Origin of the sequence: Vibrio hannami (genome assembly GCF_029589055.1) — a bacterium.
Taxonomy (GTDB): Bacteria; Pseudomonadota; Gammaproteobacteria; order Enterobacterales; family Vibrionaceae; genus Vibrio; species Vibrio hannami.
Window position 1 is genome coordinate 766677 of the sequence record NZ_JARQZP010000003.1, and the last position, 16118, is coordinate 782794.

Annotated in this window: 20 protein-coding genes; 5 read left to right on the forward strand and 15 right to left on the reverse strand. The window is 40.2% G+C overall.

The genetic code is table 11. The annotated features are described in order from the left end of the window. Positions 1 to 60: 60 nt before the first annotated feature. The 7 genes from P7F88_RS05175 to P7F88_RS05205 form a co-directional block, all read right to left on the reverse strand. Positions 61 to 540 (reverse strand): Hsp20 family protein, encoded by a 480-nt coding sequence (locus tag P7F88_RS05175; protein ID WP_277822507.1) that lies wholly within the window; start codon positions 538 to 540, stop codon positions 61 to 63. Positions 541 to 774: 234 nt separating this feature from the next. Next, positions 775 to 2379, reverse strand: a complete 1605-nt coding sequence (gene groL, locus P7F88_RS05180) for a chaperonin GroEL (RefSeq protein ID WP_277822509.1) — start codon at positions 2377 to 2379, stop codon at positions 775 to 777. A gap of 32 nt (positions 2380 to 2411) precedes the next feature. Further along, complete coding sequence (locus tag P7F88_RS05185) at positions 2412 to 2702, reverse strand: co-chaperone GroES (protein WP_277822511.1); 291 nt, start codon at positions 2700 to 2702, stop codon at positions 2412 to 2414. Between the two features lie 310 nt (positions 2703 to 3012). Next, on the reverse strand, positions 3013 to 4251 hold the full coding sequence (locus P7F88_RS05190) for an ISL3 family transposase (RefSeq protein WP_277822513.1): 1239 nt from the start codon (positions 4249 to 4251) through the stop codon (positions 3013 to 3015). Positions 4252 to 4697: 446 nt separating this feature from the next. After that, on the reverse strand, positions 4698 to 4907 hold the full coding sequence (locus P7F88_RS05195) for an AlpA family transcriptional regulator (RefSeq protein ID WP_277822515.1): 210 nt from the start codon (positions 4905 to 4907) through the stop codon (positions 4698 to 4700). 72 nt (positions 4908 to 4979) lie between these two features. Next, positions 4980 to 5684 carry a hypothetical protein gene (locus tag P7F88_RS05200; protein WP_277822517.1) on the reverse strand — a complete coding sequence of 235 codons (705 nt, stop codon included), beginning with the start codon at positions 5682 to 5684 and terminating at the stop codon, positions 4980 to 4982. Positions 5685 to 5693: 9 nt separating this feature from the next. After that, entirely contained in the window at positions 5694 to 5876 is a 183-nt protein-coding gene (locus P7F88_RS05205) for a helix-turn-helix transcriptional regulator (RefSeq protein WP_277822519.1), read from the reverse strand. A gap of 284 nt (positions 5877 to 6160) precedes the next feature. Between P7F88_RS05205 and P7F88_RS05210 the strand changes: the two genes are divergently transcribed. From P7F88_RS05210 to P7F88_RS05230, 5 genes are all read left to right on the forward strand, one after another. Beyond that, entirely contained in the window at positions 6161 to 6979 is an 819-nt protein-coding gene (locus tag P7F88_RS05210) for a WYL domain-containing protein (RefSeq protein ID WP_277822521.1), read from the forward strand. Between the two features lie 386 nt (positions 6980 to 7365). Further along, positions 7366 to 7833: a RadC family protein gene (radC, locus tag P7F88_RS05215; RefSeq protein WP_277822523.1), complete on the forward strand. Its 468-nt coding sequence runs from the start codon at positions 7366 to 7368 to the stop codon at positions 7831 to 7833. Then, positions 7830 to 8279, forward strand: a complete 450-nt coding sequence (locus P7F88_RS05220) for a DUF2787 family protein (RefSeq protein WP_277822525.1) — start codon at positions 7830 to 7832, stop codon at positions 8277 to 8279. The genes radC and P7F88_RS05220 overlap by 4 nt, the downstream gene beginning before the upstream one ends. 27 nt (positions 8280 to 8306) lie before the next feature. Then, on the forward strand, positions 8307 to 8753 hold the full coding sequence (locus P7F88_RS05225; protein ID WP_277822527.1) for a DUF2787 domain-containing protein: 447 nt from the start codon (positions 8307 to 8309) through the stop codon (positions 8751 to 8753). A gap of 183 nt (positions 8754 to 8936) precedes the next feature. Then, entirely contained in the window at positions 8937 to 9218 is a 282-nt protein-coding gene (locus P7F88_RS05230) for a hypothetical protein (protein WP_277822529.1), read from the forward strand. A 91-nt stretch (positions 9219 to 9309) separates the two neighbouring features. On the opposite strand, the gene P7F88_RS05235 is transcribed toward P7F88_RS05230, so the two are convergent. From P7F88_RS05235 to P7F88_RS05270, 8 genes are all read right to left on the reverse strand, one after another. Then, the gene (locus tag P7F88_RS05235) at positions 9310 to 9708 is read right to left on the reverse strand and encodes a YagK/YfjJ domain-containing protein (protein ID WP_277822531.1); all 399 of its coding nucleotides are present in this window, start codon (positions 9706 to 9708) and stop codon (positions 9310 to 9312) included. Continuing rightward, on the reverse strand, positions 9701 to 10012 hold the full coding sequence (locus tag P7F88_RS05240) for a YagK/YfjJ domain-containing protein (RefSeq protein ID WP_277822533.1): 312 nt from the start codon (positions 10010 to 10012) through the stop codon (positions 9701 to 9703). The genes P7F88_RS05235 and P7F88_RS05240 overlap by 8 nt, the downstream gene beginning before the upstream one ends. A 419-nt stretch (positions 10013 to 10431) precedes the next feature. Further along, on the reverse strand, positions 10432 to 11775 hold the full coding sequence (locus P7F88_RS05245; RefSeq protein ID WP_277822535.1) for a YfjI family protein: 1344 nt from the start codon (positions 11773 to 11775) through the stop codon (positions 10432 to 10434). 47 nt (positions 11776 to 11822) lie between these two features. Then, complete coding sequence (locus P7F88_RS05250; protein WP_277822537.1) at positions 11823 to 12062, reverse strand: AlpA family phage regulatory protein; 240 nt, start codon at positions 12060 to 12062, stop codon at positions 11823 to 11825. A gap of 131 nt (positions 12063 to 12193) precedes the next feature. Continuing rightward, the gene (locus tag P7F88_RS05255) at positions 12194 to 13285 is read right to left on the reverse strand and encodes a hypothetical protein (RefSeq protein WP_277822539.1); all 1092 of its coding nucleotides are present in this window, start codon (positions 13283 to 13285) and stop codon (positions 12194 to 12196) included. Positions 13286 to 13565: 280 nt separating this feature from the next. Next, the gene (locus tag P7F88_RS05260) at positions 13566 to 14270 is read right to left on the reverse strand and encodes a 3-keto-alpha-glucoside-1,2-lyase-like domain-containing protein (protein ID WP_277822541.1); all 705 of its coding nucleotides are present in this window, start codon (positions 14268 to 14270) and stop codon (positions 13566 to 13568) included. A 104-nt stretch (positions 14271 to 14374) separates the two neighbouring features. Beyond that, complete coding sequence (locus P7F88_RS05265; RefSeq protein WP_277822543.1) at positions 14375 to 15199, reverse strand: LysR family transcriptional regulator; 825 nt, start codon at positions 15197 to 15199, stop codon at positions 14375 to 14377. Beyond that, complete coding sequence (locus P7F88_RS05270; protein WP_277822545.1) at positions 15196 to 16077, reverse strand: nuclear transport factor 2 family protein; 882 nt, start codon at positions 16075 to 16077, stop codon at positions 15196 to 15198. Before P7F88_RS05270 ends, P7F88_RS05265 begins: the two co-directional genes overlap by 4 nt. Positions 16078 to 16118: the final 41 nt, after the last annotated feature.

Genomic DNA, 16118 nt, shown 5'->3' on the forward strand with positions numbered 1-16118 from the left:
CAAATATGGGTGCAATTCATGGCTAATAATTAGAGGGTGCGTTAAACACCCTCTAATTATTTACTCATCATTAACCTTACCGTCATTAACACCTTCAGATTTATGCTCTAAAATATTACCACCTTTATTTATAGCAATAGATTTAGGCTTCATTTCCTCAGGAATTTCTTTAACCAAAGTAATAGTTAACAGGCCATTAGAGAGATCGGCATCGGTAACTTCAACATAGTCTGCTAAGTTAAATTTACGCTCAAATGTACGATTGGCGATACCCTGATATAGATATTTACTTTCTTGATCAGAGCTCTTATTACCGCGCACAGTGAGCACGCCTTTCTCGACTTGAATATCAAGTTCTTCTTCAACAAACCCCGCTACAGCCAAAGTAATGGCATAACGATGCTCGCTAAGAACTTCTATATTGTATGGGGGGTAGCCGCCAACCGTTGTTTCACTGGTCAACGCATGATCCAATAATGATGCGAGGCGGTCAAATCCTACACTATTTCTATATAGTGGAGTTAGGTCGATTGAGTTCATAATATATCCTCCATAAGAAGCAATACAAAATAAAAACAATGTATGTAAAGAGTTTCTATATAGACAACCCTTACATTAATTTTATAGTGTTTTAACGAACCATTTTCAAGTGTATTTTTATAAATTTTATTTATAAAAAACACATGCTAATCATCATCCATAATAAGGTTGATATTTATTGGTTTGTCATATTCAAAAAGTTAAGCGAGCTTCCCTTCCCGCTTTAATATCTTATTAAATATGCTCCATTGGTTGCTTGTCTGTTATTTTTTCGGAAATCATCGCTTCAGTAGTGATCATTAACCCGGCTACAGACGCTGCATATTGAAGTGCTGAGCGCGTGACTTTTGTCGGATCAAGAATACCCATTTCAAACATATCGCCGTATTCTCCTGTAGCCGCATTAAAACCATGGTTCACACCACCTGCTTTGACATTGTTCGCAACGACAGAGGCTTCATCGCCCGCATTAGTGACAATTTGACGGAGCGGTTCTTCCATCGCACGTAACGCCACTCTAATACCAACATCTTGGTCTTCGTTGTCACCAGAAAGGTCAACCAACTCCTTACCTATCTTCGCCAAAGCGACGCCTCCCCCGGCAACGATGCCTTCCTCAACGGCAGCTCTAGTGGCATGCAGTGCGTCATCGACACGATCTTTCTTCTCCTTCATCGCAACTTCAGTCGCAGCACCAATTTTAATGACTGCGACCCCACCAGCGAGTTTCGCTATTCGCTGTTGGAGCTTTTCTTTATCATATTGAGAGGTTGATGATTCGATTTGATTTTCTATCGATTTAACGCGGTCTTTGATAACCTGCTCATTCTCTAAACCACCAACAACAGTGGTTGTATCTTTTGTCACTGTGACTTTCTTTGCACTACCCAATTGCTCTAACGTGGTTTGTTCAAGCTCATGCCCCAGATCCTCGCAAATCACAGTGCCACCAGTAAGAATCGCAATATCTTCCATCATTGCTTTGCGGTTGTCACCGAACCCTGGTGCTTTAACGGCAGCAGTTCGCACAATACCACGCATATTATTCACTACGAGTGTTGCCAGTGCTTCACCTTCAATATCTTCTGCCAGAATCAATAAAGATCTAGACTGCTTAGCAACTTCTTCAAGAATAGGCAGTAATTCACGAATATTGCTTACCTTTTTATCCACCAAAAGAACGTAAGGGCTGTCTAGTTCTACGGAGCCACTCTCCTGATTGGTGATGAAGTACGGAGAAAGATACCCGCGATCAAACTGCATACCCTCGACGACCGCAAGCTCATTATCTAAACCCTGACCTTCTTCAACGGTAATGACACCATTACGGCCTACCTTGTCCATCGCTTCCGCTATGATGTCACCAATCGACTTATCACTGTTTGCTGAAATGCTTCCTACTTGTGTAATCGATTCTTTGTCACTGCAAGGTCGAGACATTTCACGAAGTTTCTCGACGGCAGCTTCCGTTGCTTTATCTATACCTCGCTTCAAATCCATTGGATTCATACCCGATGCGACAGCCTTTAATCCCTCATTGATCAAAGATTGCGCCAACACTGTTGCCGTTGTAGTTCCATCACCCGCTTCATCATTAGCCTTCGATGCGACTTGCTTTACCATTTGTGCGCCCATGTTCTCGAACTTATCTTCAAGCTCGATTTCTTTTGCGACAGAGACACCATCTTTTGTGATGGCTGGAGCGCCAAATGATTTATCCAGTACAACGTTTCGACCTTTAGGTCCTAAAGTAACTTTAACTGCATCAGCTAGCAGATTGACGCCATTAAGCATCTTTTGACGTGATTCATCAGCAAATATAACTTCTTTTGCGGTCATGATTATCTCCTCAAAAAATAATGAAAAATCAATTACTCAACGATTGCTAACACATCTGATTCGGAGAGGATAAGGTACTCTGAACCATCGATTTTTTCTGTTTTGACACCATAGCCATCATTAAAAATGACGATGTCGTCGACTTTAACGTCCATCGCGGCCCTTTTTCCATTGTCCAGTCGCTGACCTAAACCAACAGCAACGACTTTCCCTCGATTGGATTTTTGGACTGATTGGGACGTAAGTACAATTCCTCCTTCAGATAGGGGTTCTGCTTCGAGTCTCTCAACTATCAGCCGATCATTTAAAGGACGAATATTCATGAGGTTAGCCTCCTACAATTGTTAAACATAAAAGACATATTAGTGACGGATAGAGCCAAGTAATGCTCTACCAAACAGGAAAATAGGGACAAAGAAAGGTAAGTTCAAGGGAAAATAAAAAAATTTTATATTCTATTTTCCGATAGAAATAATGATTGATTATTTCTTTCTGTTATATACTGTTTTATAGAAAATTGCCTATCCAGTCAGCTTGCAATCGTTAAGTTTCTTCGGTACAAAGTGGACGATTATGCCCGTTACAAGCATGATCTTCTTCTAGTTAGGCATTAGAAAACGGGTTCTTCTCCGCTTAGATGAGCTTGATCTTTGGATAAAAGGTTGAGTGAGTGTCAGGGACTGAGGTCTGTCTGATCTTTAATTTGAAGTAATCAGTGTCCCGAACACCACGAGCTCTTCTTCTAAGCAAGCCGATAGACACGTTCCCTGCTTCTACTCGGGCGTTGGTTAGCTTGTATTTGGCGTAGTTACAGATACCCACTTTTCTTTCTAGCAAAGCGTCAGCAAAGTTATTTAACGATAAGATTCCTGTCGATTTGGCAAGTTGGCACCATGCCTCAAGAGCTGTGGTCATTGCTTCGTAGTTATGTTCATCCCATACCGCCTGAAGCTGCTCTTTCAGCATGTAAATGATGCACAGTGTCTTGTTATTTTCGAGTAGATCGTCGAGCCTATCAGATTGTCGTTCGTCCAGTTTCACCGCGTTTTTCAGAAGGAGAAAGAGCGTCCCTTTGAGCATTTTCCTCTCCTCATGAGAGCCTTTTCTAAAAGCTCTCGCTCTCTCTTTCCTAATTAAGATGCAGTAATTTTGCATTACATGAAACCGGTCAAAAACAATATCGGCATTGGGTAACATCTTTCTTACGGCCGATTGATACGCCTGACCCATATCCATTGAAACAGCTTTGATACCTTCTCTTGTCTTGACGGACAGTTGCTCGAAGAAGGCGATGAGAACCTCTGCTCGTCGACCATGCTCAACCCAAATTAAATGGCCTGATACTAGGTCGTATACCACCGTCATGTAGTCATGCCTTTTAGCTCTAGCGACTTCATCAACACCTATGTGCATTAAGTTTTTTAGTTTCTCTGGCTCCAATGCAGGTAGGTTTTCACGCAAGTACTCTCTATCGATATTCTTCACCGTTTCCCAACGAATACCTAAGTGCTGAGACACCGCATGGATACTCATATGACGACATAAGCCACTAATGAACTGACAAAAACGAGCCGTATACCGGCCTCCTTTGGCAACATACTCCGTTGCTTCAATAAGCCTTCGTCCTTCTTTATCTCGAGTCTGAGCTAGTTCAATTTCTATCGTACATGGCCGCCCGCTAACAGGGAGATCCTGAAGGCGTCTCCGGATGTAGTGGTCGACAGTACAAGGTGAGCCGTTCAATGGGTCCTTGACCTTAAACCGTCTATCTCGACGACACTGAACCAAAACTGATTGAGAGTCATCTTCTACTGAAAAAGATTCGACACATTGGCCTTTAAAGTTAAATAACGTGGAAGATAATGATGGCAAGGTATGTCACTGCTCTACAGAATAAATAAGTATTGTAAATCAGCGCTTTACTTGTAGTGAGTTTATATATGCAGACTCATGCAAGCGGAGAAGAGCCGAAAACGTAGGGCAAATCCTGATTGGATTTATCGGTTCCAAATCAAGCAGACAAACATTGGGGCATAAATGAGTCAACCTGTCTCAAACTGCGTCTGCAATCTATATTAGATCTGGTTACATCGTTGTTTCCGCTCTTATAGATTCAGTCCAGACTAATCCGAAACACATTCAGAACAGTCACAGACCTTTAAAAACCGTGATCCCAATAAGCTCCTTAATCCTTTACTCAATTGTGCGTCAATCTTCTCTCATAGCCTCTAAACAATTAACAACTAGCACTTATCCTTTGGCCCATTTTTGGTCATCGACTCTGCCCTAAACAAAGACTAGCGTTTATAGATACCTCATTAGCCAACCTTATGGAAAACTCTATCAACGTAACCAAATTTCCCTCTTTCAAACCCTAGCCATTCATCGATATCACTTTCCAACCAACATACCATTCTGCCCTCAAGCTGGATCTGCTTTGGAAAACGACCTTGTTTGATAAAACTATAGATACTTGAACGGCTAAGACCCGTCTTTTCTTTTACTTCTTCAATTCGAATAAACCGCATAGTTGTTTCTCGCAACTGATTAAATACTGTCAAACGTCGAGCCGGGGAAAAGCGACGCCTTTCCCTCAGCGACTATAGAAATGGCGTAGCATATTGCCTCGTCGGAGACTGATTGATGCGTGTACGATGATGCTGGAAGGTCGAGTACTGAGATAAAGTCCCCGTGTACTGTCGTTCAGTTAACTGACTAAGGTAATAAAAAGCTATTTGCTTATTAGCGTGACCCTCAAGTGTATTTTCATCCAGGATAATAAAGTTATCGACGTCTGAAAATGCCACATAGTTGTGTATCATACTAATCCATTGTTTTACTACTTGTGACCAAGATTCTCCCATCCAATACCGGATTCTTTCCGAAAGACCTTCCATATCATCGTCATCAAAGGCTTTCAGATCAAAAAGCACCGCAACCCGATAACAAGCCCCCACATCTTCAAGTTCTTCATACTTTGAAAACGCAGTTAATTTGCACTCTTTTTTATTTAAAGGCGGACTGCCTAACTCAACATTCACTCTCCTCTGCAGTAGATACATCCAACGATTGATATGTTCTGTTTCTGATATCCCTCCTTGAGGTACTCCTGCCAAACTTACCCTAACCATTAGAACCTTTGGTCGTTGATGATGATATCGCCTTAACCTCTCAGATAATCGAAGCAAAGCAGCATGACTTAATTCATAAAGGTCAGTAGCCACGGGAAGGCTATCAAATACCGGCGCGGTATAACCTTTGGCACTGCTGTGTTCTGGCTTAGTTGAAACGATACGGTAGTCCATACAACCTCCTTAAGATCCACGCTGGTGGATTTTAGATAACATCCACTGGTTAACTTCTTCCTCTACCCATGCACTCGCTCTCGGACCAAGCTTCATTGGTTTGGGAAAGGAGCCTTTTCTGCACATCTTATAAACCTGCGATTTAGATAAGCCTATGCGGCTTGTTAGTTCCGGCAATCGTATTACTTTCATAAACACCACATGTCTTTCGATTCATAACAATAGGCATTTTTTGTCCACAAACGTCTCCCGAGTTCCATATCAGCCATGAGAGCAACTCCCACTTAAAATAAAAGCATTTCAGACACTTAATATCCTGGTGAGTACTACTGATATTAAGGAGCCCGACTACACAACTTCACTTCACCATACCGCATCCGGCATCCAGCTCCGGTTCATCTGCGAACCTGTCCCTAATCAATTCCGTGCATAGCATTTCATACCCTGCCTACAAGGCTCGTGGGTAGAGCCTTGCTTTGCCTGAAATAAGTGAAAGAACAACAATTGCAAAACATAGAAAACCCAGTATTGCTGATGGCATCTTGTTTGCCTTCGAGCTGTATAAACGAATCCCAGTCCGACGCAAAATAACCGCATCCGAACTGCAGGCTCAGCTAAAAGAGATAAACCTGGAGCGGGATATCCGTACCATCCAGCGTAACCTAGATGTGTTAGTGCGTTATTTTGACGTGGAGAAAGATACGAGAGACAAGCCGTATGGCTATTCACGCAGAAGCAACAACAAGCGCACGGTAGGAGCTAGAGAAGCGATCATACTGTCACTGGCCGAAGAGCAGTTAAGGCAGGTGTTACCAAAAGAAATCATGAGTGCGGTTGAGTCCACCTTCACTGAGGCCATGATTCAATATGCGCCACTTAATGATGAAATGGATTTGCTCACACCAACAAAGGTCCATATCCATTCCACCAGCACCACGCCCTTACAGGAGATACAAAGCAGCGTTTTCGAAAACCTGTGTATTGCTCTGTATCACAGTCGTAAGGTCAGTCTCACCATTGAAACCACGACTGAGATGAAGAACGAACCCTTTGAGGCGATGCCACTTGGTCTACTGGCGTTTGAAAATATCTTGTATTTGGTTTATCAGAGCAAATCAAAACCGGAAATAGAACATATTCCACTAAACCAGATTCAGCGATTGCATGTTTCTACCTACAGTTTCACCTACCCAACCAATTTCGACCTCAAACGATACAACATAAACGAAGCGAATCCGTTGAATAACCATACCTACCTGAATCGTTCAATGGACTCTTCCATCAATCTCCGTTGAGCAATCTTCCGGCAGGTATTGCCTTTATAAGTGCTAGCATCAATGTGCTTGTACAGGCATATCCTTTTGCCTCTTGTTCGGTAAAGCACGTCATGAATGCTATATCGACAAAGGTGTTGATTTAGCGATTCTCTGTGCTGAAATTTACCATCGCGCTATTTTGCTTATTAACTCCAAAGCGAAAAGTGACACGGTGATAGGGGAAGGCAGCCCCGCTCAGCTGGCATTCGTTATATCACGAACAGCCCCAGGTTCTATTTCAGCCTGGAGCATAAGGGAGGGGAGACGACGGTCTCCCCTTTTCTTTTAAGTTGTTCATTCGATTTAAAACTTTTTCACATACATATCATTCTGGTGCATTGCCCTACAGATAAGAAGGAGGACGCATGCCCAACAATGATTATGAATTTGCACTACCAACCTGCGCTAAGCAGATACTAGAAAAAGCCGCTGAAATTCTTGCAGATACCTATCTGCGTGGCGACACCTATTCTAGCCCTGAGAAGGTAAAAGAGTTTCTACGGTACAAATTAGGAGGCCTGGAAAGGGAAACTTTTGCCGTCATGTTACTGGATAATCAGAACCGATTAATCGAGTACAACGAACTGTTCTACGGCACGATAGATGCGGCCAGTATCTATCCAAGAGAAGTGGTTAAGTTAGCCTTAACAACCAATGCGGCTTCGGTCATCTTTGCTCACAATCATCCCTCTGGAGAAGCTGAGCCTTCTACACAAGACAAACGCATCACCCAACGGCTATCCGACGCCCTTGCTCTGGTGGATATCCGGGTACTGGACCACTTTGTTGTTGGGGAAACCTGTGTCTCGTTTGCAGAGCGAGGTCTGATATGAGTGAGACAACACCACATAGCACCCTGGTTAATTATCTTCAGCAACTCATTAGCCTGCTGGATATTCCAGAGCACGCCAAACGTATCGCATTGAACTTTCGTATCACCAGTTACTACCAAACCAGAGCCGGATTTCACCCAGTCGAAATCCAGATGGAAAGAGTAGCCAGTGAGTCAAAAGCGATGCAATGGCGAATCGTGTTTATCGCCAGCTTTTCGTATCCAGATGAATCGGCAGAACACGTTGATGTAGAGCTTTACTTCAACTTTCTACGAAGCTGGTTTTATCAACCAGATATAAAGCGGTGCGAGCTCCACCAGCCAAAGGTTAAGGAGCTCTATCAGGCATACGAACGAACACTGATGCAGCAGTTCAAACAACGAAGCTTCGATGATATCCAGGCAACCCTTGTTAGCATCAACAATAGTTCGGTTAAGACCGCTTAACCACTTCTCATAACATAGGATCAATTTATGGACAAAAATATCCCGGCGGAACAGAGCCTGCAGTTTCAGACCTGTGCCCTACCCGTCTCTTCGAGATTTCACGATGCCATCAGCCAACAGGTCATCCAGACTGAACTCGCTGCGGCTCATTCATTAACACTCAACTTCAGAGATACCAGCTACAGTGCGCAAGAGGGTGGCTTTCATCCGGTAGAAGTCTCCATCCTCAAAGGAGCTAAAGATAAGTGGTGTATCAGCTACATCACCGACTTTGCGTACTTTGGTTTGGGTTACCCAGAGCTTGAGCGAGATATTGATTTCGATATTGGGAACAACATGGCTTTTGCGACAGGAATTGGTTGGCAAAGCCTGGGCAGCTCAGGATTTATCGAACTTTACCGAACCTGGGAACAGAACTTCCTGACTTACCTGGATATGGAGGCATTTGATGAAATCAAAGTGACCGTCAACTGACCCAATCTGATTCAACTGTATTTGAAATACATATTATAGAGAAAAAGGCCTTTTTTGCCGAATCTCTCAACTCCCTGACATCACCTCTTTCAAACGGCAGCTACTGCCACATCAACCATTACATTTTCTGAAATCACACAGCGAGCTTCAACATCGCTGGTTTTAATCAATAAGGAAACGACTATGAAACTTTCAACCATCATCTCTTCGGCACTACTGATGTTATCCACCAACGTGTCTGCTGCGGATCCGATTACTCAGTTGAGTGTTGCTAGCATCAAACAAACGTTGACTCAGTCGCAGATCAACATCGTACTGGATACCTGGTACAAGGAAGAGCTAAGCCACATTGAACAGCAGGCTCACAGGCTTAGTGATCGTGCGCCAATCGAAGCACGTAGACAGCTGGTGAAACAGTCTATTGAAAGTGAATACAAGGCACTCAAGACTGAATTTGGTCTTTAATGCCTAACGCATACAGGTGCCCATGATGGCACCTGTTTTTTTTGCCGTTTAAAATCAACATTACGACTTTTGATGTTTACACCATTCTTACTTAATAACGACTCCCAACAAAATTTTTCCCTTTGTTACCGTAGGGTTTGGTTTCCAGTTTGCATAGGTAGCTTAATCGCCTAAACACCATATTAAGTTGCTGCTGGAACTCAGGAGAATTCTTATCCAGGTAATACACTGGTGGATCGTCATTCTCATTGCGCTCGTCCCGGCTACTACCCGTTGCAAAATTAACAAGCTGACCAATCTCTTCTGCTGGACGTTGCAAAGCTCGTGCATAAGCTTCAATAATCATTCCTCCTAAGCTCTCTTTATCCGATAAATAATTACCAAACCCTCGATAGACATCTTTATTGACCAACAAAGCAACATGGTAATGGGGTTGATTAGAATGATGGATTTCCCTTGCCCATACGTAACGTATGTTGCTCTCATGCAACAACTTCCCTTCTTTTTTTGCGCTTACACCTTGCACGGTTTTGGCTTTTAAGTGAAAGAATGAACTCCGTTATAAGCCCTGTATCATACTCAGAAGGAAAGTCAGGACAATCCAGCCGCTCGGGTAATCGAAGGTCAAATCGTAAGACACACACTCTGGTATAGTGGCTGGTGGCCAACTCTAGCACACGCAAAGTCGTGGCCAAGTACTCTTCGACCATTAAGTATCCAGGCAATACATCTAGTCCTTGATACTCCAAACATTCGTAAGCTTCAGGGAAATATTGCTTATTGATATTGTCCATACGATACAACCAATAAATATCACTAATACAGTCACTCTATTCATCTAATATATTATTAATACTATACTCTCTTATAGTTAATACATCTCTATTACTATACATTAAACATGTATTATATTAATACATATTAATTACACATAAATAAATCACTATTACTTCATATATTACCAAACCGAAATTAATAAAATGAAAAAAGCAATAAAAATAAAGTGTATTCTTAGCAACAAAGAAATGAAATCATTAATTCAACGTTAAAAACCACTCACATAAAAACTTTATAGAACAACGAGAATTAACCTATAAAACAACCTCACATAACAAATCTTTTCTCAATCTATCTGTGTCCATATCCTGATCTGGATATAAATCAATAATCCTGGTTCGATTTATAACAATTTCTTTGACATTGACCCCTGTTTTTAAATACTCAAATGCCAGCTCAAGATCTGCTTTTTTCTTGTACCAGATGGGCCAAATTGCAAGATGTTGTTTCTTTTGATATACCTAACCCCCGAGTTGGCGTACGTGGTGAACCACCGGAATAGATTCTCTGCGTCTGTTTTATATTTGGGTGGACAGGCGAACACCTTCATAAATTCATCAGAAAAGTAAGCCACCAGCTCGGTTGCTTCAACCAGCGTATCTAAGGAAATCTTTTCTTGAGATGACTCATCAAAGTAATGAATTAAAGCAGCCAGCCTTACAATGTTTTCACCAAGCTTGGATGCATGATCTCTGGCATATTCGTAAATCCCCCCGGGTTTCATTTTATCTTCGATGTCATTTGCTATGGCATACCAATACTTTTTTGCCTCGTCACTCAAACTTACCGTTATTTTATCCTTATAGTCTGATAGTTCAGCGGCCTGAGATAAGAGCTCATAAATCCTATCGTTAAAGATCTCCAGATTATCCTCACTGTAGTTTATGCCATGGTTATACCTAAAACCGCAGTTTGAATCTGGCGCACAGACCAAGTAACGAGATAGGTGGCCATTTCCCCGAACATTTCCATTTGTTTTCTTAATATAGTCTTCGACGACATTTGGCTGCGCCATGACATTCATCGTGAGTCTAGGCTCGATTATAGTGAACGACTCCGACGATTTTCTGTTGACGGTGACATCATCTCCACTCCAAATAGAATTGAGGGCCGGTGTACGAGACATGACTCTACCATTTAGCAGCACACCGCCTTCACTCGACCCCAGATACCCATTGGGAGTATGTTCATTCATGGCGCTAACTAGGGCTTCAGAAGTGCTGTCTTCGAATGTAAGTAAAGGGAGTTTTGGTTTTTTTGGTGCTCGCTCTTCATGCTGAAGTATTCTCACCAACATTTCGTCAACTTGATCTTCATCATCCTGGTTGATCGATTTCTTTAGTTGAGCTGTTTTCTTTTCATGAAGCTCAGACCTGATTTCATACTCCTTTCGTTGCTTTTGATACCTTTTTTGACTGTCCCTATAAAATGATTTGATTCCCTTCGTAAGTTTGTTTTCGACAGATGATTTTCTTTCTCCAGAGCCTGCTATAGACAGTGCCATAATTGAAGTTGGGACGACTTTTCCCGTGGGCATCTCTGCGTTGAGGATACCTTGTACCGCTACTGCAACAGCGCTTAGGGTAGTGAGATAAACCATTGGCTCAGGGGCTTGTGTCGACATTACAACTTCATTGTAAGCGGCAGTTATTTTTTTGGATTGTGATATGGTTGGCGAAACATTACAGCCAACCGGAAATTGATGATTGATACTACTCATAGACAAATCCTATGCTTATCTTTTGACAATATAATTGAGCTTTCTGATCACTCACCTCCCTTGATAGGTTGTGCTCTCATTGCATCCACCCATGCGATGATTTCATCGCCCATCCAGCCAACAGCCCTAGCTCCTAGATGAATTTTCTTGGGAAAGCTTGGGTCATAACGCGGTGAGTCGGTGTTTTGCTTATCATAAATGGTAGAGCGAGAAAGACCGGTAACAGACATGACATCTCTGAGTCGAAAAACCCGAGATGTAAAAAGTTGGGATTGGGTATGTTGCATAAACTTCTCCTTTGTTTGGTTTCAAGGAGAAGTAAACAATGATGTGATGACAAAAAAAAACGAGAAAATAGAGAAAACAAGTTTGAATCAGCCTCAAAGGCTTTAGACACAGGGGATTGAACTCGTTTAAACTATTTGAACCTATCTGGTCGTATTATCTTTTCCACTGCTTTTGCATAAGTCGAGTTGAGCTTTAATTCTGACTCAATTACACCTAATACAGCTTGAACATTGCTCTTATACGCTTGTTTGTGCTCAGCCTTAAAACCCAACCAGTAATCAGCAAATATCTTTTTTAACTTTATGAAGTTACAACCTAACTCTTCTCCTTCAACTGGTTTAATGACTCGTGCTGCAGCGTTGGCTAAGTACCCTTTGTCTAGGTTTGAGTAATGTCTTTGGATATAACCAGATTGCCCACCAGAGATAGACGATACCTTGTTAATATGTAGGTCGTATCCTGCATGGGACAAATCCAGAAAAGAAGAAGATATGTGATACTCAGGTTCCAAATGAAAAGGTGACACATGGTACTCCTTTTCATTGAACCCTATCTTTGCCACATCACATTCTCTTATATAACAAGATGAAGCTTGAATTGAATTTTTCTTTATATGGTCAACTGGAAACTTGTAGTCACGTTCATCTTTAACAGCCAAGTCACACAAAACAAAAATAGCGTTTTCAGCATTAGCTTTTCCACGCAAGGTTAAGATGCCGCTGTTTGCTGGCCTCTGTTCAAATTTTTCCGGAAGCTCATAATTATACCCTTGCACTTCTACAGTGTTTTTTAGTTGAAGTGTTTCACTATTCTCATCATAAATAACAACTCCTTTATACGCATCAACTAAAATACCATCAGACAAAACCAGCTTTTTTATATCCTTATCGGTCAACTGTAAAAAATCAACATCCTCTACTAAAGTAGAAGAAATTAAATTATACGTTGACAACTTTGGCTGACCAAAAATAATGTCAAATGGAGGTTCTTCGAAGAAATAATTTTTGAAAGCACACTTTTTCAAAAAATCATATTGACTTAAAACTACATCTTCTTTTGTTAATTTATTTAAGTTTCTGTCAATGGCCCATACATTTAGGTTATCAGAAATACGTACTAGAACCGGCACATTCAATTTTACGCATGTGTTAAGTTTTTCTTGAGTTTTTATATTAGGTTGAACATCAGCTAGTCTATAGAATAGTTTTTGATGACCGTTCACAATCCCTCCCATCGCGTTAAATCTTGTGATTTCTGCTATTAATAGCAAAAATAGCATGCACATTATGTTATTCAGTTCATAATTTTATCTATTTCTGTCAATAGGTTACCCAGTTAACTTTGTAACATGGCATCACTCTGATATCGAAGTTTACTATTCTCTAACCAAAATCATAATTCATAAAATAAATAACCACCGGTTACCCCGGTGGTTATTTTCTTCAAAACATTACTATATTTTATAACATATCATGGTTAGCATCATCATTATATAGGTAATTCTATTTGTGAGTTATAGTTAGGTTTTTGAAGTAAGCATCAGAACCAACGCCTGTGAGCAAGCCTACAGTACCTATTTGATCTTTACCTAGTTTAAGGTCTGTAACAATAAAAGAAGGAGATTCTGAATAATTAATATATAACTTCATCTCTTCATCTTTAACTTCTATCTTCATATGAGTCCATTCACCAGATTTCAAAGGGGCATAAGTTTCATAGTGACCAGGAAATTCATCTCTAAGCCTTTTCCACTCAAAATTTGGATAGGAGAAGTATTGAACCGAATGATTTCTCATAAGCTGATTGTCTAACTCAGCATTTACTGGTCTCAGGTACACACCTTCATAATGTTGCTCTTTGGTATTAGCTCTAAAAATTACACCAATAAAACCTTTTGCCCATGCCGGAGCACCTTCTTGAGGCTTACCTGCTACATCAACCTCGATTGTACCATTTGAAAAAATCACGTCTGTTAGGGATAAGTATGTACAGTTATCACACCCTCCGTCTTCAATACTTTTATGATTAGTTAAAACTGTGGCATGGATTGCCTTAAAACCTTTATATGTTACCACAGACGCATTCACTGAATTTTTTTGTAACGACTCAAGCGAAGTTAGCGGATGATTATATACTTCATCAGCAAAGCAAGAATATGAAAAGATCTGCGTTAATATAACAGCAGATAAAATTTTAAAACATTTCATTTATTTACCTTAAATACATTGACTAAATTACTCTTAATTTTTACTCTAAATTTATAAACATATTAACAACCAAAAATTCAAGTAGTAGCGATAAGAATTTCGGATTATTTTTTATTGAAGGCACTGTTCTTTATCGAATTTACAACAGCTCTAGCAGAGCTCTTCAGGTGCTTCTTAGACCCATATACAAGATAAATATCATAGGAATAAGTTTGAAGAGCTGGAACCTTGATATACCTATCATTTATATTATTTAATTGGTAAGAGAGCCATCTATCGGATAAATATGCTATGTGGGAATGATTATCCACCAACTCCTTAAGAACCTTCATCGAAGAACTTATGATTCCATACCTACCATTTGGAATATATAATCCATCTGGCGCTGCTATAGGTAGCTCATCAGAAAGCTCAACATTATGATGATAATATGCAGAAATCGTATCAGCACCTATTTTACATGCCTTGATATTTTCATCCTTAGGTTCACCAACCCTTATTGCGAAATCAACGCTTTTATAATCTACATCTATTAGATCAGTAGACAATAAAAACTCTAACTCGATAAAAGGGTTATCCTTTTTTATAATATTTAACAAAGGTAGGACATATACTTCTACCAACTCAGACATTGTTGCTACTACAATTTTATTCCTAGTCTCATGACTATTACTCAATTGAAACCTCAGTAGCTCATCAAGTCCGGACACTTTTTCTTTTACGCTATCGTAAAATACTTCACCGTCCTCAGTAAGAGTTGCCCCATGTGAATTTCGGTAAAATAATATAGTACCCAAAGAATCCTCTAACTTCCCGACTTTTCTCGTTAGGGTAGCTACAGAAATATTAAGATTCAAAGCAGATTTAGTAAAATTTTTATTTTTGGCAACTTCACAAAAATAAAATACACTATTCCAATCAATAATCAAAACACTGCGTCTCGAGGGTTAACATTGTCGACAGGAATAGAACTCAAACCATCCCAATGTTCAACTATTTTATATTTTTCATCGAACCGTAATAGGTCTGTTACGGCATATACACCATCATTGTCACTCCATTTCGCATGAACAGCAGCAAAATCACCTGTTACAATTACCTTTGATATCTCGATATTAGCGTTATACCCATTTTTACGCATTGAGTTGATCATATCTATGAGCGCTACCTTATCCGATTTTCCAGTAACGATACCACTTGGATTATGTTGGATAAAATTGTCTGCTACGTGTTTTTCAATTGCTTGAGTACTCATTTTATCCCATGTTTCATAAAAGTAATCTAGTGCTATTGATCGAATTTTTTCCTTATCTAAACAAATCTCTAGATTTACATTAGGGCCAGATGTATATATGGAAGCGTCAATGTTTTTATCGTATTCGGATATCACATCCCAATGTTCAGTTATCTTTCCATCATTAACCCGATACCAATCGAAACTTACTTCAACTGCTTCATTATCAATATAATCAACGCTCTGAGTTAATACAAAATCATTTTCCGCTAGTGCTCTAACTGTTTCCATTTGAAATGATGGGAGATCATTCTTCATATACTCAATTAAACTAACGATGTTTTCCACACCATCAGTAACCCCAGGCGAGTGCTGGATATAGCGCTTAGAACTAAAATATTCATAAACGTGTTCTGACTTTTTTTTGTTGAAACTTGTATCACTAGATTCAATTACAAGATTTATATTTTTTCTTAGATTTTTTGAATAATCATTGCAGTTAATTGCATAAGCACTACTACAGAATCCCACTAAAGCAACCCCTACCAAAAAGAAGCTCTGTACATGTTTCATTTTGTTTCCTCAACTATGTTTAGACTAAATGTTATTCTTAT

Excerpts from the sequence above, each read along its gene's own strand:
- P7F88_RS05175 (WP_277822507.1), bottom strand. The coding sequence starts at position 540 with ATGAACTCAATCGACCTAACTCCACTATATAGAAATAGTGTAGGATTT.
- P7F88_RS05205 (WP_277822519.1), bottom strand. The coding sequence starts at position 5,876 with ATGAAAGTAATACGATTGCCGGAACTAACAAGCCGCATAGGCTTATCT.
- P7F88_RS05230 (WP_277822529.1), top strand. The coding sequence starts at position 8,937 with ATGAAACTTTCAACCATCATCTCTTCGGCACTACTGATGTTATCCACC.
- groL (WP_277822509.1), bottom strand. The coding sequence starts at position 2,379 with ATGACCGCAAAAGAAGTTATATTTGCTGATGAATCACGTCAAAAGATG.
- P7F88_RS05220 (WP_277822525.1), top strand. The coding sequence starts at position 7,830 with ATGAGTGAGACAACACCACATAGCACCCTGGTTAATTATCTTCAGCAA.
- P7F88_RS05260 (WP_277822541.1), bottom strand. The coding sequence starts at position 14,270 with ATGAAATGTTTTAAAATTTTATCTGCTGTTATATTAACGCAGATCTTT.
- P7F88_RS05240 (WP_277822533.1), bottom strand. The coding sequence starts at position 10,012 with ATGGACAATATCAATAAGCAATATTTCCCTGAAGCTTACGAATGTTTG.
- P7F88_RS05185 (WP_277822511.1), bottom strand. The coding sequence starts at position 2,702 with ATGAATATTCGTCCTTTAAATGATCGGCTGATAGTTGAGAGACTCGAA.
- P7F88_RS05250 (WP_277822537.1), bottom strand. The coding sequence starts at position 12,062 with ATGCAACATACCCAATCCCAACTTTTTACATCTCGGGTTTTTCGACTC.
- P7F88_RS05225 (WP_277822527.1), top strand. The coding sequence starts at position 8,307 with ATGGACAAAAATATCCCGGCGGAACAGAGCCTGCAGTTTCAGACCTGT.
- P7F88_RS05200 (WP_277822517.1), bottom strand. The coding sequence starts at position 5,684 with ATGGACTACCGTATCGTTTCAACTAAGCCAGAACACAGCAGTGCCAAA.
- P7F88_RS05270 (WP_277822545.1), bottom strand. The coding sequence starts at position 16,077 with ATGAAACATGTACAGAGCTTCTTTTTGGTAGGGGTTGCTTTAGTGGGA.
- P7F88_RS05245 (WP_277822535.1), bottom strand. The coding sequence starts at position 11,775 with ATGAGTAGTATCAATCATCAATTTCCGGTTGGCTGTAATGTTTCGCCA.
- P7F88_RS05195 (WP_277822515.1), bottom strand. The coding sequence starts at position 4,907 with ATGCGGTTTATTCGAATTGAAGAAGTAAAAGAAAAGACGGGTCTTAGC.
- radC (WP_277822523.1), top strand. The coding sequence starts at position 7,366 with ATGCCCAACAATGATTATGAATTTGCACTACCAACCTGCGCTAAGCAG.